Below are 22239 nucleotides of genomic sequence, written 5' to 3' on the forward strand. Positions count from 1 at the left end.
GCTGCGTCCATCGCCCAGGGGAAAGGACGCCATGCCCGTTGCCATGACCACCCGTTGGCTGGCCATCGCCCGCCGTCATCCTTCGGCCTGGTTGCTGGGCGCGCAGCTGCTGGCGGTGCTGCTGTATCCCGCGCTGGATGACACCGCTGCGGGCCGCGCCGCACTGGGCATGTTCGGCATGGCGGTACTCGGCCTGGCGCTGTGGGTGGTCCAGCGCAGCCCGCTGGGCACCTGGCTGGCGCTGTTGCTGGCCATTCCTTCGGTGGTGTTCTCGTTGGCAGGCGCATTGCTCGACCGCACCGCATTGTTGACCACCGCGCAATTGCTGGAGAGCCTGCTGTACTTCTATACGGCCGGCGCCCTGATCGCCTACATGCTCCAGGACCACAAGGTCACCCGCGACGAACTGTTCGCCGCAGGCGCAACCTTCACCCTGCTGGCGTGGGCTTTCGCCTTCGCGTTCGCGGTGTGCCAGCAGTGGTATCCGGGCAGTTTCCAGGGCACCGGCGGGGGTGCTCAGCGCAGTTGGATGGAGCTGCTTTATCTCAGCTTCAGCTTGCTGTCTGGAGTAGGCTTGAGTGACGTCGTACCCCTGCATCCACAGGCACGCGCATTGGTCATGCTGGAGCAGTTTTCCGGCGTGATGTACGTGGCTTTGGTGGTTTCGCGACTGGTCGGATTGACCATGCTGCGGCGCATGTGAAAATGAACGCCAGATAAAAATTTCGCGCCCAAGAGGGCGCGAATGGTGTCGCGAATTATGTGAATGCGTCGGCGAGAGAGAGCCTGATGTCGACCACGCGATAGGCGAGGTAACTTGCATAGGCTAGTATTCGCGCGCTCGATTGTTTTTGCGGTATGCGCCGATGCTTTGTGCGGAGTCTGGCTTTTCGCTGTTCCCAGGACGGGACCGTAACGAAGGCAAACACTGCCCGGGACCTGTCTCTACTGTGTAGCAGAAAATGAACAGCAGCGAAATCCAGCCCCCCGTATCCGATCGGATACGGATAGGAGAGTGCATCGTCACTCTGTCCTCGCGCGAGGTCGAGGTCGTCGGTGCGCGTCGCCCGCGCCGGCTGACGCCGAAGGCGTTGGGCGTGCTGCGCGTGCTGCTGCGGCAGCCGGGCCGCGTTGTCACCCGCGACGAGTTGTTCGCCGAGGTGTGGCCGGACACGCTGCCGACCAACGATGTGCTGACCCAGGCCGTCACCCAGTTGCGCAAGGCGTTCAGCAACGACGACGACAACGGCCAGGCCTACATCGAAACCATCGCCAAGACCGGCTATCGGCTTCTGGTCCCGGTACAGGCGCTGGACGATGCGGAGCCATCGGCTGCGGGCTTGCCTGACGACGAAGGCGTGGAAGTGCAGCCGGTACCCGCCGACGCCGCGGTGCTGCCCGCGCGCGCGCAGGAATCGCGCCGCCGCTGGCGCCATGTCCGCCGCCGCGTGCTGCTGGCGCTGGGCGTGTTGATGCTGGCCACGCTGCTGGTGATGACCACGCTGCTGCTGCGCCGCGCGCCGACCAGCAGCTCGCCGGTGGAGGCCGCCGTGGAGAACGGCACGCGGGTGATCGGCAGCCCACAGCGTCCCTATCGGTTGATCACCGCGACCAGCGGCTTTGAAACCTATCCCACGCTGTCACCGGATGGTTCGCTGGTGGCCTATGAAGGCGCCAACGAAGACGGCAACGGCGGTGGTGCGATCAAGGTGCAGACCTCCGGCAACGCGCCGGCACGCCAGTTGCTGGTGCCGCCGGCCGGTGCCGTCGATCGATTCCCGAACTGGTCGCCGGATGGTCGTGAGATCGCCTTCGCACGGTTCTCTGCTGACGGTGGCTGCCAGGTGCTGATCGCCAGCGCTACCGGTGGCGCACTGCGCCAGGCCACGCGCTGCGATGGCACCGAGCTGCTCAGCTTCGACTGGACACCCGATGGTCGTGGCCTGGTGTTCGGCAGCATGGTCGGGCGCTACGCCCACCGTGGCATCCGCGTGCTGGACCTGGCCAGTGGCGAATGGCGCGCGCTGGCCTACGGCGTCGACCAGGATGACTTCGACTACGCACCGCGTTATTCGCCCGACGGGCAATGGCTGGTGTTCGTGCGCAACCCGCAGCTGGGCGATCTGTGGCGGGTGCCGGCCGCGGGCGGTACGCCCGAGCAGTTGACCAACGAGGCGGCAGAGCTGCGCGGCTGGGCCTGGCTGGACGATGGCCGCACCATCGTGTTCGGCCGCCGCGTCGACAGCGAGGCGCGGCTCTATTACCTGGACGTCGAGCGGCACACGCTGCGCGATGCCGGCCTGGATGATGCGCAGTGGCCCGCCGTGTCGCGACGTGGTGGCATGCTGGCCTTCGTCCACCGGCGCGCGCAGTTCGGCGTGTTCAAGGTGCCGATGCAGGGCAACGGCGCGCCCGAGCGCCTGTTTGCCTCCAGTGGCCGCGATGGGCAGCCGATGGCAGCGCCGGATGGCCGCCAGCTGGTCTTCACCTCGGATCGCTCCGGCAGCTTCGCCCTGTGGTGGGCGGACATGCAGCGGCCGGATTCGCTGCGCCCCATCGAAGGGCTGCGGCCGGAAGCGCGACAGGCACCGGACTGGTCCGCCGACAGCCGTCAGCTGCTCGTGGTCGGCCGCGACGCGCACGGGCGCACGGTGGTCTACGAGATCGCGCCACGCGATGAACGCCTGCAACCTTTGCCGATCCCGGCCGAACAGCCGCTGCAGGCGCTGTATGGCGCGTCGCCGGAGCAGTTGTTTGTGGTCGAACGCGATGCCGACCAGCGCACCCGGTTGAGCCTGTTCGACCGCAGCACCCAGCCCTGGCGCCGGTTGGCCAGCATCGATGGGGTGTCGCAGGCGCGCTTCGACCGCAGCAGTGGCCGCGTGTTGTTCACCCGCCTGGCCGCCGGTGGCCTGTGGTCGGCCGATGCCGCGTTGTCGTCGGGCAGCGTGCAGCAGATCAGCGACGACCGGCCCAGCCGCTGGCGATACCGGGCCTGGACCGTGGCCGGCAACAGCGGCATCGGTTACCTCGGCACCTCGACCACGTGTGGCACCACCTTGGTGCGCATCCTGCCCGGCCGCGAGGAGCCGGAACGCTGCCTGGACGCCGAACGGCTCAGCGCCGGCAACGGACTCAGCGCCAGCGCTGACGGACATGACCTGTTCGTGGCGATGGCGGTCAGCGATGGTGCCGACATCGGCGTGATGCGGTTGCCCGAACGCCCACCCGCGCTGTTCCCGGCGTTCTCCAAGTTGTTGTTGTTCAAGGGAAATGGGCCTTCGTAATTTCTTCGTCGGGATCTCGTCGCGAATTCGTGGCGATCTCGTCGGACTTTCCTGACGCGGTACCGCCTGATTAGGCAAAACGGAGTCCTGTACTAGGCAAATCCGTGGTGCCCCCATGCGTCAACTCTCGCTGGCCGATCGCGGCCAAACCGTCTCCCTGGACCGGTCGCTCGACGATGTCGCGCCGACCTGCCTGGGCGTGGCCCGACTGGGCAGCCTGCAGACCGCCGGCTCCAGCTTCACCGTCTGGATGCAGGTGCGTGGCAGTTCGTGGGTGGAGGCCAAGGAAGGGCGCTTCCGCCTGCGCCAGGGCGAGTGGATCGCCTTCGAGAAGGAATCGCGGCCGCTGGTGCAGGCCGGTCGCAACGGGCTGTGCGTCGGCCTGAACCTGAACGTCGAAGCGCTTCGCGTGCTGACCGAGATGGCCGACTGCGGCCTGTATGCCGGTCGTGGCCGCATGAACCGCAGTGACGCCCGCGTGGCGCTGCGCCTGTGGCGCGATGCGCTGGCCAGCGGCCAGCCGGCACAGGCCCTGCGTCCGCTGCTGCTGCACCTGGCTGGCCTGCAGCGTGGCCTGGCCGACAACGTGCAGCGCTGCCCGGGCCGTTCGCGCAGCCGCAAGCGCCAGGTGTTCGGCCGCATGCAGCGTGCGCGCCTCTATCTGGAAGGCAACAGTCACCGTGTGGTCCGCATCGGCGAACTGGCCGAGCTGACCAACTTCTCCAGCTGGTACCTCTCCAAGACCTTCCAGAGCCTGTACGAGGAAAGCCCGCAGTCGCTTTCGGCACGACTGCGCCTCGAACGCGCTGCTGACCTGCTGCGCGACACCGACATGATGGTGGGCGAAGTCGCCGCCGCCAGTGGCTTCGACAACTGCTGCAGCTTCGCGCGTGCGTTCCGCGCCCGCTACGGCCAGTCCGCATCGCGCTTCAGGGAGAACGGCGGCTTGCTCCCGCCACAATCCGCAAAGTCTCCGGTTGGTTCGCGCAAATACAGCGCTGCAACGCAATCGTAACGTGCTGGGGTGTTTTAACACGCTGCTAACACGTACCTTGGAGAGATAGATGAACGTTCGTAATCCCGCAGTGCGGTTCGGCTTGCTGCCGGCCGGCATTGCGCTGGCGCTGGCGCCGGCCTTTGCTTCGGCTCAGGAAGCAAAGGGCACCACCGACCTGGACCGCATTTCGGTCACCGGCTCGCGCATCCGCGGCGCCTCGGTGGAGACCCAGCAGCCGATCCTGACGATGACCCGCGAATCCCTGGAAAAGCAGGGCTTCTCGAGCGTCGCCGACGTGCTGAACAACCTGACCTCGGCCGGCTCCCCGGCCATCTCGCGCTCGGAATCGCTGGCTTCGGGCGAGAACGTGGGCGGCTACTACGTCGACATCCGCAACCTGGGCGCCCAGCGCACCCTGGTGCTGATGAACGGCAAGCGCCTGGGCGCAACCACCGCCGGTTACCAGGATCTCAGCCAGATCCCGATGTCGGCCGTTGAGCGCATCGAGATCCTGAAGGACGGCGCGTCCTCGATCTACGGTTCCGACGCCATCGCCGGCGTGGTCAACGTGATCACCCGCAAGAACTTCGACGGCGGCGAAGCCAATGTCTACGTCGGCCAGTACGGCAAGGGCGACGGCGACACCGAAACCTATTCGATGACCCTCGGTGCCCGCGGCGAGCGCGGCAGCCTGACCCTGTCGGCCGAGTACTCGAAGCAGGATCCGGTGTGGGCCAAGGACCGCTGGTACAGCCGTGACGGCTCGCTGGGTCCGAACTCGACCTCGGCCACCTGGAGCCCGATCAGCCAGAACGGCAGCTGGTGCAACCCGACCCAGGTCGATTGCAGCGACTCCAAGAAGGCTGTCTGGAAGACCCTGAACGCCGGCGGCAACCCGAAGAACCCGAATGACTACCACGTCATTACGGCGGACGAGTTCGCCAACTCCAACGAGCAGATGACCCTGCTCACCGGTGTGAAGCGCAAGTCGGTCTACATCAACGGCACCTACGACTTCACCGACTCGATCAGCCTGAACACCGACGTGCTCTACAACGAGCGCCAGACGTTCCAGCAGATCGCCGGCTATCCGTTCCAGTCGAACTCCTTCGGCACCCCGCTGGAGGGCTCGAGCGCCTTCAACCCGGTCGGCCAGGACGTCAACTTCCGCCGTCGCCTGTGGGAAGTGCCGCGTACCACTGACAGCCAGCTGAAGACCCTGCGCTTCGCTCCGACCCTGACCGGCTTCTTCGAGCTGGGCGGCAAGACCTTCGACTGGGATGTCGGCGCGCTGTGGAACCGCAACGAGTCGATCAAGACCAACCGCGGTGACATGAGCCTGATCGCTGCAGGCCAGGCCCTGGGCCCGTCGTTCATCGATGCCGGCGGCGTTGCCCGCTGCGGTACCGCTGCCAAGCCGATCCTGGGCGATTGCCGCCCGTGGAACCCGCTGCTGCCGTACGGCGTTGATGGCCAGGGTTCGCTGGCGAACCAGGAGCTGCAGGACTTCCTGTTCCCGACCTTCACCACCCGTGGCGTCACCAAGACCACCAGCTTCACCGCCAACCTGTCGGGCGCCATCGTGACCCTGCCGGCCGGCGACCTGGGCTTCGCCCTGGGTGTCGAGCACCGCAAGGAAGAAGGCAGCTATGTGCCGGACGCCTTCGCGCAGTCGGGCCAGTCCACCGGTCTGGGCCAGAAGCCGACCCGCGGCCAGTACGATCTGAACGAGGTCTACCTCGAACTGAACGTGCCGCTGCTGGCCGACATGGCCTTCGCCAAGGAACTGACCCTGAACGTTGCCAGCCGTTACTCGGACTACAGCAACTTCGGTGGCACCACCAACAGCAAGTTCGGCCTGACCTGGCGTCCGCTGGATGAACTGCTGGTCCGCGGCACCTACGCCCAGGGCTTCCGTGCTCCGACCATCAGCGACCTGTACGGTGGCCTGAGCTCGAGCTTCGAGTCGTACATCGATCCGTGCGGCGTGAAGGCTCCGGGCAGTGTTGCCGGCAATGCCGCGTGCACCGCCGGTGGCGCTCCGGCCAACTACGTGCAGCTGGGCCAGGGCAACCTGCCCTGCTCGACCCTGCCGTGCCAGTCGGGTGACCAGTTCGTCTCGGGTGCCAACCCGAACCTGAAGCCGGAAACCTCCAAGAGCACCACCTTCGGTCTGGTGTGGAGCCCGCGTTGGGTGCAGGGCCTGGACCTGTCGCTGGATTGGTACAAGTACGAAATCAGCGACATGATCATCGCTGACAGCGTCGACCGCATCCTGCGTGACTGCTACGTGCTGGGTAATGCCGCGCGTTGCTCGAGCGTGACCCGTGCGGCTGACGGCCACGTCAGTGCGATCACCTACGGCACCGCCAACCTCGGCAAGATGAAGACCGAAGGTTACGACCTGGGCGTCAAGTACCGCCTGCCGGAACTGGCCATCGGTCAGTTCAGCATCGACTGGCAGACCAGCTACACCGCCAAGTACGACGAAGCCGGCCAGAACAGCGCGGGTGACAACATCATGATCGGCCGCGTCGGCGAGCCGGGCCTGTTCCGCGTGCGTTCGAACCTGGGTGTCAACTGGCAGTACGGCGATTTCGGTGTGAACTACACCGCGCGCTACTACTCGGGCATGAAGGAAAGCTGCATCTCGCTGGCTGACGGCTGGTGCGATGCTCCGAACCACATGGCCAACGGTGAGACCGATCCGCTGCGTCACACCGGTTCCAACACCTTCCACGACCTGCAGGTCAGCTGGAAGGCACCGTGGGATGCGACGATCGCCCTGGGCGCGAACAACGTGTTCGACCACAAGGGTCCGCTGCAGTACTCGGCTCCGAACTCGGCGTTCGCCTACTACGGCGGCTTCGACGTGGGTCGCTTCCTGTACATGAAGTACACCCAGCGCTTCTGATCCATCGAAGTGCGGTAGCAACAGAAGGGGGCGGACCGAAAGGTCCGCCCTCTTTTTTTGTAGGGGAATTCCGGAAACTGTTGGAAGGTGAGCGCAGTCACGGTCCCGTCGTGTCGTAATCAACACAGTCAGGAGGTCCACTACCGGACGCTTGCATGTGGAGAGGGATATGAAGAACACGTTGTTGCGCCAGGCATCTGCCGCTGCATTGATCTATGCAACGCTGGTGGGCGCGGTGTTCGCGCAGGGTCTCGGGGTCTGTGGTGGGGGACTCTATTGCGAAGAGTTCCGCCAGCAGTGCCTGGCCAGTGGCAAGTCAGCGGTCATCTGCGAGTCGCAGTACCGTCGTTGCGTGCAGGACGCCTGCGGTACCCGCTGACGTAGAAAGGGCGCACCTTGCGGGTGCGCCCCCTGTCATCCGGACATCATGCAACGCGCTCAGGCGTCGCTGGGCACCAGACCCATCAGTGCATTGGCGTGCTCGCGCCATTGCGGCAGTTTGTTCAGCACGCCTGCGCGCTGCAGGTAGTCCTCGTCCACCGGATCGCCATTGACCAGCGCCAGCGCCACGTGCACCGCGCCGGTCACCCAGAAGCTGCGGGTGTTGGCGCGCTGTGGCTGCAGGTGGAATGCCACCGCTTCGATGATCGGCATCGGCAGGCCCCACAGGCCCAGCAGGTAGGCGCCGGCCTCGGCATGGCCGGGGCGGGTGTCACCTACCAGCGAAGGCTCGCTGCGCTCGTTGCGCACACCTGGCAGCAGCAGGCCGATGTCGGCCAGCAGCGCAGCGGTCGCTCCCAGTTCGGCACTGGATTCGGGCAGCAGGCGTGCGGCCAGCCGCGATGCCAGCAGTGCGCGCTGTTGCAGCGAGTTGCGCTCGGCGGCCGACAGCGTCGGTGCGGAGAACACTTCGCTGGCCAGCACCAGGTCACGCAGCGTGGCCAGGCCCAGCCGGGTCACTGCGGTGCGCAGGTCCGCAATGGTGCGGCCCTGGCTGAAGAAGGCCGAGTTCGACAGTTGCAGTACCTTGGCCGCGATCGCCGGATCGGCGGCGACCAGCTTGGCTACGTCGGCACTGTCGGCGTCGTCGTCATGTTCCAGGGCCTGGGTCAGGCTCAGGTACAGGTGCGGCGGCGAGGGGAGTTTCTCGATCCGGCCGATGGCATCGCGCAGACGCGGGCTGTCCAGCACTTCGCGCAGTTCTTCCAGGCTGGTCAGCGCCTCCAGCAGCACTTCCGGTGCCAGCGGCAGCGGCAGGAAGCGGTGGGCGACACCGATCAGGCGCGCCGGCGGCGGCCGGTTGCCATGCTGTGCATCGACCAGCGCGATGCGGATGGTCTCCGGGCGCAAGGTCCGGATCTGCCCCAGCAGCGTGGTGGCATTGAGATCTGGCAATTGCGGGCAGACGATCACCGCGTCCACGCCCTGCGTGGCCACCGCGGTCATCGCGGCCTGGCCATCGGTGGCGGTCAACGGCTGCCAGTCTTCCCCAAGATCGGCAATGAATTCGGTCAGCTCGGCCGGCAGGCTGGCTGCATCCCCAACAAGCAGAATACGCACGACACATTCCCCTGGCTGTCTCGACGATGGATGTCGATGACGTGTGAAGTGACGCAATTTACCTAATACGGCAGCAAGAGTGATGTGCCGTCGTCATGAAACGTGACCCGCATCGCTCCGGCAGGGTACCGCCGGAGCGATGCGGTTCAGGCTCAGGCCTTGCTGTCGAGATGGCGCTGGTGCGCCTCGATCAGGATCTGCTTGGCCTCAGCGGCGCCGCCCCAACCGTCCAGCTTGACCCACTTGCCCTTCTCCAGGTCCTTGTAGTGCTCGAAGAAGTGGCCGATGCGCTCCAGCCAGTGGCTCGAGACCTGGGCGATGTCTTCGACGTGGGCGTAGCCGCTGAAGATCTTCGAGACCGGCACGGCCAGGATCTTCTCGTCGCTGCCCGCCTCATCGCTCATCTTCAGCACGCCGACCGGGCGGCAGCGCACGACCGAGCCCGGCACCAGCGGCAGCGGCAGCACCACCAGCACGTCGGCCGGATCGCCGTCGCCACACAGGGTGCTCGGCACGTAGCCGTAGTTGCACGGGTAGCGCATCGGGGTGGAGAGGATGCGGTCGACGAAGATCGCGCCGGTTTCCTTGTCCACTTCGTACTTCACCGGCTCCGAGTCCTTCGGGATCTCGATGATGACGTTGATTTCTTCCGGCGGGTTCTTGCCGGGCGAGACGAGTTCCAGACCCATGGTGTGCTCCAGGTGGGGGATGTAGACGGATAGCTCACCATTTTATGCCTTTGCCGGGCGCTGTGCAGGGTAGGGCAGGGCCGACCTGCGCGCTCGGCCCTGGCGGAGGGGCCAGGGCGGGGTTCCCCGATGGGTTCGACCGGGTCCCCTCGGCAGGCTGGAGATCCATACCAAGGAGCCTTGCCATGAACTGGAACCGCTTGGGCTGTTGTGCCCTGTTGCTGCTGGCACCCCTGCCCGCGCTCGCGCGCGGGGCGCATGTCAACCTGATCGACTACCCCAGCGACGAGACCGGATGGGAAAGGGCCTTTGCGCTGGAGGACGCGGTCGCCGGTGAATTCGCCGCGTTGTGTGCCGACACCTTCTGTGAAGGTGACTACAGCAATTACCGGGTGATGGAGTTCCGCTGTGCCGTGCTGACCCATCGGGGCACCGTGCAGCGCTGCGTCCTGGTGGTGGCGGCCAGCGAACTGGCAGTACAGCCCGATACGGGACAGGTGCAGGTCGACAACGGCAGCTGGGTCTGCCCGGTCGAATTGCAGCCCGGCGTGCCCGTCGAGGCGTTCTATGCCTCACTGGAAGCGCCGGGCGGCCTGGTCGCGCCTCTGCCCGGGCTTGACCACGGCATCTTTGATGGGCTGCCTGAATGCCTGCGCACGCAGGGGAGGGTGGGCTGATGGGCAGCTTCCGTAGATGCTGGCTGTTGTGCGGCGTGCTGTCTGTCGGCCTGCCGTACGCCGGTGCCGCGCAGGCTGCGCCTGCGTTCGTCGATGCGCGCGATTACTCCGGCCCGGGTGGCGGCCACGAGCGTTTCCTCGCTGCCGAGCGGCAACTGGTGCGTGGCTTCGATGAGGTGTGTGGCGATACCTTCTGCGAGGGGCAGTACATCAATCTGTGGGCCATGCGCCTGCGCTGTTCCGTGGAACAGGCCACGGGCGTGGTTGTTCAGTGTGTGTGGACCTTCGCCGGCAGCGACACCTGGGTAAAGCCCAGCGGCCTGATCACGGTCAACCGCGGACGCTATGCCTGCATGCTCCCGCTGGCAACCGGGACACGCCTGGAAACCCTGCTGCAGGTGTGGGAAATGGGGGATGGGTTCGACGCATTGCACGCGCCACTGCCCGGCACGACAGGCAATACCTACGATGCACTGGTTGATTGCCTGTAGGTCTGGTAATTAATGCAAACGTGACTGATTCGCATTAACGGAGTAGCATGCGCGGCGCCCCCGTCTGTCGTATCGGCTCCGCGCATGTCCTCCAATGCCGTCACCCTCACCGAACTGCTGATCCGCGAGCGGCCAGCGCTGCTGCGTCGGGTGCAACGGATACTGGGAGGCGACAACGGCGCCGAAGATGTGATCCAGGCGGTCTGGTTCAAGGCCCGTGGGGTCGATGACAGTCAGGCCATCGACAATCCGCGCGCCTATCTGTATCGGCTGGCCGCCAACCTGGCCACCGACCATGGCCGCGAGTCGACCCGCCGCAACCGGCTGCTGGCCGACCACTACCTGTGGGGGCCGGACGAGGTGATCTCCACCGAGGAGCAGGCCATGGCGCAGCACGAGCTGCAACGGGTACTCGACGCGGCCGGCCATCTGCCGGAGCCGACCCGCACCATCTTCCGGCTCAACCGCCTGCAGGGCCTGACCCAGGCCGAGATCGCACGTCGCCTCGGGGTATCGGTGACCACCGTCGAGAATCATGTGCGCTCCGCGCTGCAGCGCCTGGCCTGGGCGCGCAGCGGTCGATGATCGCGCCGCCTTGGGGATGGCCTTCGCGCAAACGTCTTGATCACTGGACCGTGGATGCGGTCTAGTTCCCCCGCCCGCGCTTGAATGCGCCTGTCCGCCAGCCGATGAGCCCGCCGAACATGCTGCCCGCCGCCAATGACGATGCCCTGGCCGAGCAGGCCCGGGGCTGGATCGCGTGGCTGGCCTCGGGCGACATCAGCGATGCGCGCATGCAGGCGTTCGAATTCTGGCTGCAACAGCCGGGGCACCGCCGGGCCTTCGAACACGAGCGCGCGCTGTGGCGCAGCGTCGGGCCGCGTGTACAGGCCGCGACCGTCGATCGCCGACGCCCGCGCCGACTGCGTTGGGCGATGGCTGCGGCGGCAACGCTGGCGATGCTGGTGGCATGGCCAGAGGCGTGGCTGCGCCTGCAGTCCGATCATCGCAGCACGCACCAGGTGCAGAACGTGCTGCTGCCTGATGGCAGTCGCGCGGTGCTGGATGCGGACAGTGCGATTGCCGTGCACTTCACTGCCAACGCCCGCGAGGTGGAGCTGCTGCGCGGGCGCGCCTGGTTCGAAGTCAGCCCGGATGCACAGCGGCGTTTCAGCGTGCGCGCCGGCAATGGCCTGGTCGAAGACATCTCGACGGCCTTCACCGTCGCACGTGGCGACGACAGGGTGGAAACCCAGGTCGGGCAGGGCAGGGTACGCGTGGCCAGCCCGGCCGATGGTGGCTGGACCTACCTGCAACAGGGGCAGCGTGCGGCCTACGCTGAACACAGCGGAGTCACCCGACTGGCTGACGTGGCGGCCGACAGCGTCGGCGCCTGGCGTCAGGGTGAACTACTGCTGGAGCAGGCCCGTGTGGCCGACGCGGTGCAGTGGGTGGGGCGCTATCGCGCGGGGCCGACCTTCGTGCGCGGCGATCTGTCACGGTTGCCAGCGGTCAGTGCGGCGTTGCGCATCGACCGCCCGGAACAGGCGCTGGATGCGCTGGCCGCGACGGCCGGATTGCAGGTGACCCGGCTGCCGCTCGGTGTCGCCATCGTCCATCGGTAGATCGACGCCATTCCCCCTGTGCCGACCAACGGTCGGCACCCACCACTGAAACCAGCCGAGCAACGGTCGGCACCCAGCACTGCAAGCAGCCGACCAACGTTCGGCACCCACCGCTACAACCGGCCGAGCAACCGTCGGCACCTGCCGCGGCTGCAAATTCCCTTGGGGTTGCCACGCTTTCATCCGTCTTACTCCGCGAACGTACCCGCCGCCGCCACGTACGTCGCCGTGTCCGCCCGTGTTGCGGATGACGCCGCGTTCGCGGCACCGATTACCTGACAGGTTCCCCCATGTTCGACTCCCATCGTCCGGGCCGCGCGCTGCGCCCGTCCCGCCTGTGCATCGCGTTGCTCGCGGCCGGCCTGGCCAGTGCTGCGCCGTCCGTACTGGCGCAGAGCGCCAGCGGCGACCACGCTGCCGTGCAACGCTTCGATATTCCGGCGCAACCGCTGGATGACGCGCTGCGCAGCTACATGCGCCAGTCCGGCGTGCAGGTGGTGTACCCCGCATCGCTGGCGCGTGGCGTAACCTCGCGCGCGGTCAGCGGCAGCCTGTCGGCCAACGAGGCGTTGCAGCACCTGCTGCAGGGCAGTGGCCTGGCCGTGCGCCGGGTGAGCGCCGATGCGGTCACTCTGGAGGCCGCAACACCGGTGCAGGCCGACAGCGGCGTGATCGTCACCGATACGCTGAGCGTGGCCGGAGATCGCGTCGACAGTGGTGCGACCAGTGATGAAGCGCGCCTGCTCGACAGCTACCGCAGCGTGGGCTCCACCACCACGCTCAACCGCACGCACCTGGAGCGTTTCCGTGGTACCTCCAACGGCGACATCGTCAAGGGCGTGGCCGGTGTCACCGCCGGTGATCCGCGCGTGGGCAACGGCTTCGACGTCAACATCCGTGGCATCCAGGGCCAGGGCCGCGTGCCGGTGATCATCGACGGTGGCCAGTCCAGCATGGACACCTACCGAGGCTACGCAGGCCAGTCACAGCGCACCTACCTCGACCCGGACCTGATCTCCAGCCTGACCATCACCAAGGGCCCGAGCCTGCAGGCCAATGCCTCCGGCGGCATCGGCGGCGTGGTCGAGATGGAAACGCTGAAGATCGGTGACGTGCTGCGCGAGGGCCGCGACTTCGGCGTGCGCGTGCGCGGTGGCCTGGCCAATGGCAGCGCCAACAACCTGCCGTCCTACAGTGCCGCGCCGCGTACCGATCGCGGTGCTACCGGCAGCCAGTTCTTCAACGTGGCCGCTGCGGGACACTGGGACCGCTTCGATCTGGTCGCCGCCTACGCCTACCGCGACAACGGCAACTATTTCTCCGGCCGCCATGGCTACGACGATTTCCCGCAGGACCGACGCACGCTGGCACCGCTGAATCCGCCGCGTACCGAGGTGTTCAATACCTCGTCGCGCTCGAAGTCGGCGCTGCTCAAGGGCACCTGGCGCATCGACGACGCGCAGACGCTGGAGGCCGGTTACCGTCGCTATGAAGGCACCGCCGGCGAGATCATGGCCTCGCAGATCATCCGCGTGGATCGTGACCGCATTCCGCAATGGGATCCGGGCCATGTCGACATGGACAGCTACAGCCTGCGCTACCGCTTCAACCCGGACAGCGAGCTGATCGACCTGCGCGTCAATGCCGCGTACACCGACACCGACAGCGTGATGTACAACAGCCTGACCGGCATCACGCCGTGGTATTTCGACCGCCGCACCGAGTGGTATGACGCGCCCAGCTTCAGCGGTGACCCCGGCTACAAGGATGCCTACCGCAATCCGCTGCGGCAGAAGCGCTTCGGCCTGGATGCCAGCAACACGTCCAGGTTCGATACCCGTGCCGGTGCGTTCACCCTCGACTACGGCCTGTCCTACAGCGACGAAGACATCGCGCCGGGTAGCTCGGGGCCGGTCATGCACGACGACCTGGTCAACAACCGTTTCCTGCGCAACGCCGAGCGCAAGGAATACAGCGCCGTGGCATCGCTGAAGTGGCAGCCCGACGAGCATTGGGAACTGCTGGCCGGTGGTCGCTGGAACCGCGTGGATGTGCATGACCGCAACCGCCTGGCCACGCCCGATGCCTATGAAGTGCAGGGCCAGTACCGCTACACCGAACTGCTCAACGGCAACCCGGCGCTGCCGTCGTGGCGGGCAAAGCGCATCGCGCTGCTGAACTGGTACCCGGATGCCAACGGCAACTTCACCCAGGCCTCGCTGCTGGCCTCGCCATACAAGAAGGGCACGGTGGGCGACATCGCCGGCTGGAACTTCTACGACGCCGGCAAGGCGCAGGACCTGGAAGTGCCGGTCAGCTGGAGCTGGTCGCAGCCGATCCGGCGCCGCGACAGCGCGTTCTCGCCGACCGCCAGCGTGGCCTACCGCTTCAACGAAGACACCATGGTCTACGTGAAGTACGCCGAAGGCACCAAGCTGCCGAGCCTGTTCGAGACCACGCTGGGCCTGTTCACCGCCGCCAAACCGGTGGGCGAGCTGAAGCCGGAGCGCGCGCGCAGCTGGGAAATCGGCGCCAGCACCATCCGCTATGACCTGTTCACTGCAGGCGACCGCCTGGCGCTGAAGCTGGCGTACTTCGATACCCGCATCGACGACCTGATCACCCGTGACTACCGCACGCTGTCGGCCGGCCTGATCCGCAACGTTGACCAGTTCAAGGTCTCGGGCATGGAGTTCCAGTCCAGCTATGACAGCGGCAAGGTGTTTGCCGATCTGTCCGCGCACTACTACTTCAAGGCCAAGACCTGCGCGCCGGACATCGCCGCCGAGCGCCGCGCCTATGGGGCGCAGCGCAAGAATGGCGAGCTGGCCAACACGCCCAACTGCGTGGACGGAGGCTTCGAGGGTTCGTACACCAATACCCAGAACCCGCCGCGCTACATGGTCAACCTGACCCTGGGCTCGCGCCTGTTCGACGAGCGCCTGACCTTCGGCACCCGCGTGGTCCACAACGCCGGTCCGATCAGCAAGCTGGACAAGGACTGGAACGTGGGCTTGTCGGCGATCCAGCAGCTGTACCGGTCGAACACACTGGTCGACCTGTTCGCCAGCTGGAGCTTCAACGACCAGCTGTCGGTGGAAGCGGGCGTGGACAACCTGACCGACCGTTACTACCTGGACCCGCTGGCCCTGGGCGTGATGCCGGCCCCGGGCCGCACCGCGCGGTTGGCGTTGACCTGGAAGTACTGATCGATCGCGGATGAGCGGTGGGGTCGGATCCCTTTCCTGCGGAAAGGGCTCTGACCCCAGCGAGCCTGCTTAGCCCGCTTACAGCCCGGTCGCCGCCTTCACCGCATCTTCGTGCAGCGACTCGTTCAGCTCATCAACCACTGTGCTCCACGCCGCATCGGCCTGCAGTGATTCGGACAGGAACTGGCGCTGGGCATCGTTCCAGTACGGTGCCTCGACTACTTCCACATCGGTGGCCAGCTGGTGCTCGCGGATGAAGCGGGCGATGCCCTCGGCGCTGGCGTCCAGGCCCAGCTGCAGGAACAGGTTGGTCATGCGCGGTTCGGTGGTGATCATCGTCGGTTCCTGCGGAAAGAAGGGATGCGCCATTATCGGTGCACACGGGCTTGGGGAAAGCCCCGTGGCGAACGTCTACAGCACGACGACCCCCTTGGCATCCCCCATGAACGCACACATCGCCCCTGAAGACAGCCGCAGCCTGCGGCTCAAGGCCGCCACCCGCGACAGCCATGGCGCGCTGGACAAGCGCATCATGGCCGGCGACATCTTCGCCGACCGCAGCAACTTCGCCCGTTTCCTGCGCGTGCAGTACCGCTTCCATCGCAGCATCGATGCGCTGTATGCCAACCCTGCGCTGGATGCACTGCTGCCGGACCTGGGCGAGCGCCGCCGCCTGACCCAGGTCGCGCGCGACCTGCAGGACCTGGAGCAGACCCTGCCGGGGGCCGACATCGAGGCGTTGCCGTCCGATCTGGAGTTGCCCGCTGCGTTGGGATGGCTGTATGTGGCTGAAGGCTCCAACCTGGGCGGCACCATTCTGTACAAGATGGCCGCCAAGCTCGGCCTGGATCGTGATTTCGGCGCCCGCCACCTGGCCGCGCACCCCGATGGCGCCGCGCGCCACTGGCGTGAGTTCACCGCCGCGCTGGACGCGGTACCGCTGAGTGCCGAGCAGGAGCAGCAGGTGATCGACGCGGCCGACGCCGCGTTCCGCAGCGTGCACGGCCACGTCGAAGTGGAATTCGCCTGATGCACGCCTCCCGCCTATCGGCGCAACGCTGATGCGCTGGCTCTGGTTCGTGCTGGGCTGGCTGATGGTCGGCCTCGGGGTGATCGGCGCGCTGCTGCCGGTGATGCCGACCACCATCTTCCTGATCCTGGCCGTGGGCTGCTTCGCGCGCAGTTCGCCGAAGTTCGAGCAGCGCCTGCTGGCGCACCCGCGCTATGGCCCGTCGCTGCGGCTGTGGCGCGAGCAGGGCGCGGTCTCGCGCAAGGGCAAGGCATTCGCCAGCGCAGGCATGGCGGTGGGCTTCGCGCTGTTCTGCTGGGGCGCGCACCCCTCGTGGCGCCTGCTGCTGGGCGTGGGCCTGTTCTTCGCGGTCAGCGCCGGCTACGTGCTCAGCCGCCCGGCACCGCGGCTGGAGCCCAATCCGGTCGTGGAAGTGGATGACGCCAATGATCCGCGCGCGGCCCGTCGTCGCGCCGCGACCCCTGATGCTGATGGAAACCGAGACGATGCTGCCTGCTGACCTGGCACCCGTGGCTGCTCCTGCACTGACCCCGTGGGGCATGTACCTGGCCGCCGACGTGGTGGTGAAGACGGTGATGATCGCGCTGGCACTTGCCTCGCTGGCCACCTGGACCGTGCTGCTGGCCAAGGGCTGGGAGCTGGCCCGGCAGAGCCGGCAGCTGCGTGCAGCGCGCGCGCTGTTGCTGCAGGCGCCGAGCCTGCCCGGCGGGAGCGTGGAGACCAGCCTGCAGCAGGGCACCGCACTCGCCATGCTGGACGCGGCGCGAACCGAGCTGCGCCTGTCGCAGGAGCTGGACAGCCGCGATGGCACCAAGGAACGCGTTGCCTCGCGCCTGGACCGCATCGAACTGGAAACCGCGCGCGTGCAGCGACGTGGTATCGGCGTGCTGGCCAGCATCGGCGCCGTGGCGCCGTTCGTCGGCCTGTTCGGCACGGTGTGGGGCATCATGAACAGTTTCATCGGCATCGCCCACAGCAACACCACCAACCTGGCGGTGGTCGCGCCCGGCATCGCCGAGGCCCTGCTGGCGACCGCGCTGGGCCTGGTCGCGGCGATTCCCGCGGTACTGGTCTACAACCACTTCAGCCGCGTGCTGGCTGGCCTGCGTGGGCTGCTCGGCGATCTGTCGGCGGCCGTGCAGCAGCTGGTCTCGCGTGATCTCGATCGCACCGCTCCGCGTACCGCGGCAACACCGCTGCGCGCGGTGCAGTGAGGCACGACGATGGCGATCAGGACCGCGTCCGACCGTGACGATGCACCGGAAGAAGCGCACGAGATCAACGTCACGCCCTTCATCGACGTGATGCTGGTACTGCTGATCATCTTCATGGTGGCCGCACCGCTGGCCACCGTGTCGGTGCCGGTCCAGCTGCCGGCCAGCAGTGCCAGCGCCACGCCGCCGGAACAGGCGCCGGTGTACGTGACCGTGCAGGCCGATCTGTCGGTGCGCGTTGGCGAGCAGCCGGTGGCGCGCGAGGGACTGGCTGCCGCATTGAAGGCCGCCACCCACGACGACACCGCACAACGCATTTTCCTGCGTGCCGATACCCGTGTGCCCTACGGCGAACTGATGGCCACGCTGGATGCGCTGCGTGCGGCGGGCTACCTGAAGGTGGCGTTGGTCGGCCTGGAGCAGGGCGCACGATGAGTGGACTGCGGCGCTGGGCGACCAGCCTGGTGATCGTGCTGCTGGTGCATGCGCTGTTGATCGGCGCGGCCTGCTGGTGGGCGGCCCGTGCGCCAGCACTGGCTGCAACGGCGCCGCCCGCGGCACTCATGCTGGAACTGGCGCCGATGGCACAGGCACCGCCGGTGCCGCCGCGCGAGGTCGCGACCGGGCCGCTGCAGCAGCAACAGCAGCGGCAGGCGCCGACGCCAGCCGTGCGTGAGCAACCCAAGGCGCCGGTGCAGCCGCAGGGTGACCTGCCACCGCCGCGTACACCGGAGCCGACGCCCTCGCCGGATACCGCCGAGGCCAATGTCGCGCAGACCAGCGCACCGCCGCAGGTCGCTGCTGACGCGGCCGCACGCTACACCGCACCGCAGACCACGGCCGGCGAGCGCAGTCGTGCCGAGGCGACCTGGGAAGGACGCCTGCTCGGGCACCTGCAGAAGCACCGGCGCTATCCGCGCCAGGCCGAGCGGCTGCGCCAGCAGGGCGTGGTCTACGTGCGCTTTGCCGTGGCCCGCGATGGCGCCGTCTCCGCACTGACGCTGGGCCGCAGCAGTGGCTTCGCGCTGCTCGACCAGGAGACGCTGGACACCGTGCAGCGGGCAAGCCCGGTACCGGCGCCGCCGGCCGAAGTGGCCGGCGACCCGGTGGAAGTGATGGTGCCGGTGTCGTTCTTCCTGCGTGGGCGTTGACCAGCCGTGGGGTCGGATCCCTTTCCGGAGGAAAGGGCTCTGACCCCATCGGGCATCTCATCCACGCATGGCGTGGATCTACAGCAGCGGCACCAGCAGCAGCGCCACGATGTTGATGATCTTGATCAGCGGATTGATCGCCGGACCGGCGGTGTCCTTGTAGGGGTCACCGACGGTATCGCCGGTCACTGCCGCCTTGTGTGCCTCGCTGCCCTTGCCGCCGAAGTGGCCATCCTCGATGTACTTCTTGGCGTTGTCCCAGGCACCGCCACCAGTGGTCATCGAGATGGCCACGAACAGGCCGGTCACAATGGTGCCGATCAGCAGCCCGCCCAGTGCCCGCGGCCCCAGCAGCAGGCCGACCACCACCGGCACCGCCACCGGCAGCAATGACGGCACGATCATTTCGCGGATCGCCGAGCGGGTCAGCATGTCCACCGCTCTGTCGTACTGCGGCTTGCCGGTGCCCTGCATGATGCCGGGGATCTCGCGGAACTGGCGGCGAACCTCTTCCACCACCGCACCGGCGGCGCGGCCGACCGCTTCCATCGCCATCGCACCGAACAGGTACGGAATCAGGCCGCCGATCAGCAGGCCGATGATCACCGTGTGGTCGCTGAGGTCGAAGCGGAATTCCTGCCCCGGATGTGCTGCCTGCAGGTTGTGGGTGTAGTCGGCGAACAGCACCAGTGCGGCCAGCGCCGCTGATCCGATCGCGTAACCCTTGGTCACCGCCTTGGTGGTGTTGCCCACCGCATCCAGCGGATCGGTGATGTCGCGGATCTCCGAGGGCAGCTCGGCCATCTCGGCGATGCCACCGGCGTTGTCAGTGATCGGTCCATAGGCATCGAGGGCGACGATCATGCCTGCCATCGACAGCATCGCGGTGGCGGCAATGGCGATGCCGTACAGGCCGCCGAGCGCAAACGCGCCCCAGATGGCCGCACACACCGCCACCACCGGCAGTGCGGTGGACTTCATCGAGATGCCGAGGCCGGCGATGATGTTGGTGCCGTGGCCGGTGGTCGAGGCCTGCGCCACGTGCTGCACCGGCTTGTACTGGGTGCCGGTGTAGTACTCGGTGATCCACACGATCAGGCCGGTCAGCACCAGCCCGATCAATGCGCAGCCATACAGCGCCATCGGCCCATGCACGTTGTCACTCATCAACCCGGTGGTGATCGGGTAGAACGCAATCGCGGCCAGCACGCCGGAGACGATCACGCCCTTGTACAGCGCGCCCATGATCGAACCGCCGGGCTTCACCTTGACGAACAGTGCGCCGATGATCGAAGCGATGATCGATACGCCGCCCAGCACCAGCGGATACAGCACTGCATTGGCGCCGGCCTCGGCCAGCATCAGGCTGCCCAGCAGCATGGTGGCGATCACGGTCACCGCATAGGTCTCGAACAGGTCGGCGGCCATGCCGGCGCAGTCGCCCACGTTGTCACCGACGTTGTCGGCGATCACCGCCGGGTTGCGCGGGTCGTCCTCGGGAATCCCGGCCTCGACCTTGCCGACCAGATCGGCACCGACGTCGGCACCCTTGGTGAAGATGCCGCCGCCCAGGCGCGCGAAGATCGAGATCAGCGACGAACCGAACGCCAACCCGACCAGCGCGTGCAGTGCCTGTTCCATTGGCAGCCCCATGCGCAGCAGCAGTGCGTAGTAGCCGGCCACGCCCAGCAGGCCCAGCCCGACCACCAGCATGCCGGTGATCGCACCGCCGCGGAACGCCACGTCCATTGCTGCGCTGATGCCGTTGCGCGCGGCCTCGGCAGTGCGCACGTTGGCGCGTACCGACACGTTCATGCCGATGTAGCCGGCGGCGCCGGACAGTACCGCGCCGACCGCGAAGCCGATCGCGGTGTACCAGCTGAGGAACACACCGACCAGCACGAACAGCACCACGCCGGCGATGCCGATGGTCAGGTACTGGCGGTTGAGGTAGGCGCGCGCACCTTCCTGGATCGCGGTGGCGATCGCAACCATGCGCTCATTGCCGGTGGGTTGGCGCAGGATCCAGCGCGCCGAGACGATTCCGAACAGGATCGCGAGAATGGCGCAGCCCAGCGCCAGTGACAGCCCGTGACGTTCCAGCATTAGACCCCTCCGCAGAATGGATGTAGGCATCCAGTGGCGATGAACGGCACCACGAGGGGGACGACGGGCTGCAGCCTGGAACCAACCCGTACCGACCTTGGTGGTCGTCCGACGTATGGCGGTGTTCAGCATTCCCTGGTGCCCGCAGTATGCGTGCACCTGCGCCCGGATGGTAGCGCCGGGCCGTGCCTGGCGAGCGCAGTGGCTGCTCGATGGATGCGCCTTTGCACCCCGTTAAGCCAGTCTCTGCAAGCCTGCGCGGAGTCCTGAAGGAGATCCTCCATGCGCCTGTCCCTGTTGATGCTCGCCGCCCTGGTCCCGGCCGTGCCGGCACTCGCCGCGGAAACCCCGGAGCTGCAGCGTGCCGTGGGCGCACCCCAGGCGGTGGGCGCGGTGCATACGCTGCGTCAGATCCCCGAGGCCTGCGCGCGCCTGGAAGGTGCGTTCACCGGCGATGCCGCCGCGCCGTACCGCTTCTCCGCCGTGCGTACCAGCGAGCAGTGCCAGCCACGTGCGCGCTTCGTCGACTACACCAAGGCACAGCCGAGTGCCGACAAGGGCTGGAAGCTCAACGATGTGATCCGCGTGCCCAACGCCGCGTGCCCGGCGCAGCAGGCGGTGGTGCGGGTGTGGCGCCTGCCGTCGAGCAACAAGGTCGAGCTGGATGGGCAGGGCCAATCGCGCATCTACCTGGAGGAGGCGAAGAAGCAGGCGGCGGCCGGCAAGATTCCGCAGGTGACGATGTTCGCCGCGCAGCTGCAGATGGAAGGCAAGGCCTGCAATTGAAGTCGCGTGGGCGGTGCACCCGCGCCGCCATCCTCGGGTAGTGCCGGCCGCTGGCCGGCAACCCCGCCATCATCACTCCGCCAGCATTGCCCCGCGCGCCACCAGCAGCTCGCGCAATGCCCTGCGATGGCAGTGCGCTTCATCCTCGCAGTAGCAGCCCACGCTGATGTCACTGTGCTTCGACATCGCGGCCAGAAGGTCCAGCGCGTGGGCGGCATCGGGCGCCTTCATCTCGGCCTTGTAGTGGCGGAAGAAGGCATTCCAGTCGGCGGCGGTCTTCGCTTCATGCGCCCGCTTCACCAGCTCCGCGCTGGGTGACAGGGTCGGAAACCAGACGTCGTACCAGTCCTGCCGGGCGAACTCGCTGCGTGGCACGCCGCGCGGCGGGCGCCGGACGGTGCCGATGCGTAGTCCCTCGCCGGGTTGGCGCGGCGTACCCAGTCGAACAACACGCAGAGCCATGATGATCTCCAGGCGGGGCATCCATCATCCTGTGATGCACG

At 67.0% G+C, this 22239-nt stretch carries 21 protein-coding genes; 16 read left to right on the forward strand and 5 right to left on the reverse strand.

Going from position 1 to position 22239, the window contains the following annotated elements; genetic code table 11:
* The first annotated feature begins 31 nt into the window (after positions 1-31).
* From BKE09_RS15400 to BKE09_RS15420, 5 genes are all read left to right on the forward strand, one after another.
* On the forward strand, positions 32-703 hold the full coding sequence (locus BKE09_RS15400; RefSeq protein WP_014038397.1) for an ion channel: 672 nt from the start codon (positions 32-34) through the stop codon (positions 701-703).
* Between the two features lie 259 nt (positions 704-962).
* A complete protein-coding gene (locus BKE09_RS15405) occupies positions 963-3287 on the forward strand; it encodes a winged helix-turn-helix domain-containing protein (RefSeq protein ID WP_075676307.1) in 2325 nt (774 codons plus the stop codon).
* Positions 3288-3402: 115 nt separating this feature from the next.
* Positions 3403-4302, forward strand: coding sequence for a helix-turn-helix transcriptional regulator (locus tag BKE09_RS15410; RefSeq protein WP_049446610.1), 900 nt, complete (start codon positions 3403-3405; stop codon positions 4300-4302).
* Between the two features lie 49 nt (positions 4303-4351).
* Positions 4352-7198, forward strand: coding sequence for a TonB-dependent receptor (locus BKE09_RS15415; protein ID WP_075676308.1), 2847 nt, complete (start codon positions 4352-4354; stop codon positions 7196-7198).
* A gap of 169 nt (positions 7199-7367) precedes the next feature.
* Positions 7368-7577: a hypothetical protein gene (locus tag BKE09_RS15420; RefSeq protein WP_014038393.1), complete on the forward strand. Its 210-nt coding sequence runs from the start codon at positions 7368-7370 to the stop codon at positions 7575-7577.
* A gap of 59 nt (positions 7578-7636) precedes the next feature.
* Here the strand turns inward: BKE09_RS15420 and BKE09_RS15425 are convergent, their stop codons facing one another.
* A complete protein-coding gene (locus tag BKE09_RS15425; RefSeq protein ID WP_075676309.1) occupies positions 7637-8758 on the reverse strand; it encodes an HDOD domain-containing protein in 1122 nt (373 codons plus the stop codon).
* A gap of 152 nt (positions 8759-8910) precedes the next feature.
* Complete coding sequence (gene ppa / locus BKE09_RS15430; RefSeq protein WP_005410935.1) at positions 8911-9447, reverse strand: inorganic diphosphatase; 537 nt, start codon at positions 9445-9447, stop codon at positions 8911-8913.
* A 185-nt stretch (positions 9448-9632) separates the two neighbouring features.
* Between ppa and BKE09_RS15435 the strand changes: the two genes are divergently transcribed.
* From BKE09_RS15435 to BKE09_RS15455, 5 genes are all read left to right on the forward strand, one after another.
* Positions 9633-10124, forward strand: coding sequence for a hypothetical protein (locus BKE09_RS15435; RefSeq protein WP_075676310.1), 492 nt, complete (start codon positions 9633-9635; stop codon positions 10122-10124).
* The gene (locus tag BKE09_RS15440) at positions 10124-10615 is read left to right on the forward strand and encodes a hypothetical protein (RefSeq protein ID WP_075676311.1); all 492 of its coding nucleotides are present in this window, start codon (positions 10124-10126) and stop codon (positions 10613-10615) included. The genes BKE09_RS15435 and BKE09_RS15440 overlap by 1 nt, the downstream gene beginning before the upstream one ends.
* Positions 10616-10699: 84 nt before the next feature.
* Entirely contained in the window at positions 10700-11200 is a 501-nt protein-coding gene (locus tag BKE09_RS15445; RefSeq protein WP_075676312.1) for an RNA polymerase sigma factor, read from the forward strand.
* A 104-nt stretch (positions 11201-11304) separates the two neighbouring features.
* A complete protein-coding gene (locus BKE09_RS15450; protein ID WP_075676313.1) occupies positions 11305-12240 on the forward strand; it encodes a FecR domain-containing protein in 936 nt (311 codons plus the stop codon).
* Positions 12241-12530: 290 nt separating this feature from the next.
* Entirely contained in the window at positions 12531-15449 is a 2919-nt protein-coding gene (locus BKE09_RS15455; RefSeq protein WP_075676314.1) for a TonB-dependent receptor, read from the forward strand.
* A gap of 78 nt (positions 15450-15527) precedes the next feature.
* On the opposite strand, the gene BKE09_RS15460 is transcribed toward BKE09_RS15455, so the two are convergent.
* Positions 15528-15785, reverse strand: coding sequence for a DUF2789 domain-containing protein (locus tag BKE09_RS15460; protein ID WP_010483993.1), 258 nt, complete (start codon positions 15783-15785; stop codon positions 15528-15530).
* Between the two features lie 106 nt (positions 15786-15891).
* Between BKE09_RS15460 and BKE09_RS15465 the strand changes: the two genes are divergently transcribed.
* From BKE09_RS15465 to BKE09_RS15485, 5 genes are read left to right on the forward strand one after another with little or no spacing between them, the layout of a single operon-like run.
* On the forward strand, positions 15892-16479 hold the full coding sequence (locus BKE09_RS15465; RefSeq protein ID WP_075676315.1) for a biliverdin-producing heme oxygenase: 588 nt from the start codon (positions 15892-15894) through the stop codon (positions 16477-16479).
* Between the two features lie 31 nt (positions 16480-16510).
* A complete protein-coding gene (locus BKE09_RS15470; protein WP_049446594.1) occupies positions 16511-16978 on the forward strand; it encodes a YbaN family protein in 468 nt (155 codons plus the stop codon).
* Positions 16965-17693: a tonB-system energizer ExbB gene (exbB, locus tag BKE09_RS15475; RefSeq protein WP_075676782.1), complete on the forward strand. Its 729-nt coding sequence runs from the start codon at positions 16965-16967 to the stop codon at positions 17691-17693. The genes BKE09_RS15470 and exbB overlap by 14 nt, the downstream gene beginning before the upstream one ends.
* Before the next feature lie 9 nt (positions 17694-17702).
* Positions 17703-18128, forward strand: a complete 426-nt coding sequence (exbD, locus tag BKE09_RS15480; RefSeq protein ID WP_075676316.1) for a TonB system transport protein ExbD — start codon at positions 17703-17705, stop codon at positions 18126-18128.
* A complete protein-coding gene (locus BKE09_RS15485) occupies positions 18125-18844 on the forward strand; it encodes an energy transducer TonB (protein ID WP_075676317.1) in 720 nt (239 codons plus the stop codon). The genes exbD and BKE09_RS15485 overlap by 4 nt, the downstream gene beginning before the upstream one ends.
* A gap of 78 nt (positions 18845-18922) precedes the next feature.
* Here BKE09_RS15485 and BKE09_RS15490 read toward each other — a convergent pair whose 3' ends face one another.
* Positions 18923-20950 carry a sodium-translocating pyrophosphatase gene (locus BKE09_RS15490; RefSeq protein ID WP_075676318.1) on the reverse strand — a complete coding sequence of 676 codons (2028 nt, stop codon included), beginning with the start codon at positions 20948-20950 and terminating at the stop codon, positions 18923-18925.
* Positions 20951-21232: 282 nt separating this feature from the next.
* Here BKE09_RS15490 and BKE09_RS15495 point away from each other — a divergent pair, with 282 nt between their 5' ends.
* Positions 21233-21736, forward strand: a complete 504-nt coding sequence (locus tag BKE09_RS15495; protein ID WP_075676319.1) for a hypothetical protein — start codon at positions 21233-21235, stop codon at positions 21734-21736.
* A 72-nt stretch (positions 21737-21808) separates the two neighbouring features.
* Here the strand turns inward: BKE09_RS15495 and BKE09_RS15500 are convergent, their stop codons facing one another.
* Positions 21809-22198, reverse strand: a complete 390-nt coding sequence (locus BKE09_RS15500; RefSeq protein ID WP_075676784.1) for a DUF488 family protein — start codon at positions 22196-22198, stop codon at positions 21809-21811.
* Positions 22199-22239 lie beyond the last annotated feature (41 nt).

It is taken from the genome of Stenotrophomonas sp. TD3 (assembly GCF_001939825.1).
GTDB lineage: Bacteria > Pseudomonadota > Gammaproteobacteria > Xanthomonadales > Xanthomonadaceae > Stenotrophomonas.

Excerpts from the sequence above, each read along its gene's own strand:
- BKE09_RS15415 (WP_075676308.1), top strand. The coding sequence starts at position 4,352 with ATGAACGTTCGTAATCCCGCAGTGCGGTTCGGCTTGCTGCCGGCCGGC.
- BKE09_RS15465 (WP_075676315.1), top strand. The coding sequence starts at position 15,892 with ATGAACGCACACATCGCCCCTGAAGACAGCCGCAGCCTGCGGCTCAAG.
- BKE09_RS15405 (WP_075676307.1), top strand. The coding sequence starts at position 963 with ATGAACAGCAGCGAAATCCAGCCCCCCGTATCCGATCGGATACGGATA.
- BKE09_RS15450 (WP_075676313.1), top strand. The coding sequence starts at position 11,305 with ATGAGCCCGCCGAACATGCTGCCCGCCGCCAATGACGATGCCCTGGCC.
- exbB (WP_075676782.1), top strand. The coding sequence starts at position 16,965 with ATGCTGCCTGCTGACCTGGCACCCGTGGCTGCTCCTGCACTGACCCCG.
- BKE09_RS15440 (WP_075676311.1), top strand. The coding sequence starts at position 10,124 with ATGGGCAGCTTCCGTAGATGCTGGCTGTTGTGCGGCGTGCTGTCTGTC.
- exbD (WP_075676316.1), top strand. The coding sequence starts at position 17,703 with ATGGCGATCAGGACCGCGTCCGACCGTGACGATGCACCGGAAGAAGCG.
- BKE09_RS15495 (WP_075676319.1), top strand. The coding sequence starts at position 21,233 with ATGCGCCTGTCCCTGTTGATGCTCGCCGCCCTGGTCCCGGCCGTGCCG.
- BKE09_RS15455 (WP_075676314.1), top strand. The coding sequence starts at position 12,531 with ATGTTCGACTCCCATCGTCCGGGCCGCGCGCTGCGCCCGTCCCGCCTG.
- BKE09_RS15460 (WP_010483993.1), bottom strand. The coding sequence starts at position 15,785 with ATGATCACCACCGAACCGCGCATGACCAACCTGTTCCTGCAGCTGGGC.
- BKE09_RS15400 (WP_014038397.1), top strand. The coding sequence starts at position 32 with ATGCCCGTTGCCATGACCACCCGTTGGCTGGCCATCGCCCGCCGTCAT.
- BKE09_RS15410 (WP_049446610.1), top strand. The coding sequence starts at position 3,403 with ATGCGTCAACTCTCGCTGGCCGATCGCGGCCAAACCGTCTCCCTGGAC.
- ppa (WP_005410935.1), bottom strand. The coding sequence starts at position 9,447 with ATGGGTCTGGAACTCGTCTCGCCCGGCAAGAACCCGCCGGAAGAAATC.
- BKE09_RS15420 (WP_014038393.1), top strand. The coding sequence starts at position 7,368 with ATGAAGAACACGTTGTTGCGCCAGGCATCTGCCGCTGCATTGATCTAT.
- BKE09_RS15435 (WP_075676310.1), top strand. The coding sequence starts at position 9,633 with ATGAACTGGAACCGCTTGGGCTGTTGTGCCCTGTTGCTGCTGGCACCC.
- BKE09_RS15445 (WP_075676312.1), top strand. The coding sequence starts at position 10,700 with ATGTCCTCCAATGCCGTCACCCTCACCGAACTGCTGATCCGCGAGCGG.
- BKE09_RS15490 (WP_075676318.1), bottom strand. The coding sequence starts at position 20,950 with ATGCTGGAACGTCACGGGCTGTCACTGGCGCTGGGCTGCGCCATTCTC.
- BKE09_RS15470 (WP_049446594.1), top strand. The coding sequence starts at position 16,511 with ATGCGCTGGCTCTGGTTCGTGCTGGGCTGGCTGATGGTCGGCCTCGGG.
- BKE09_RS15500 (WP_075676784.1), bottom strand. The coding sequence starts at position 22,198 with ATGGCTCTGCGTGTTGTTCGACTGGGTACGCCGCGCCAACCCGGCGAG.
- BKE09_RS15485 (WP_075676317.1), top strand. The coding sequence starts at position 18,125 with ATGAGTGGACTGCGGCGCTGGGCGACCAGCCTGGTGATCGTGCTGCTG.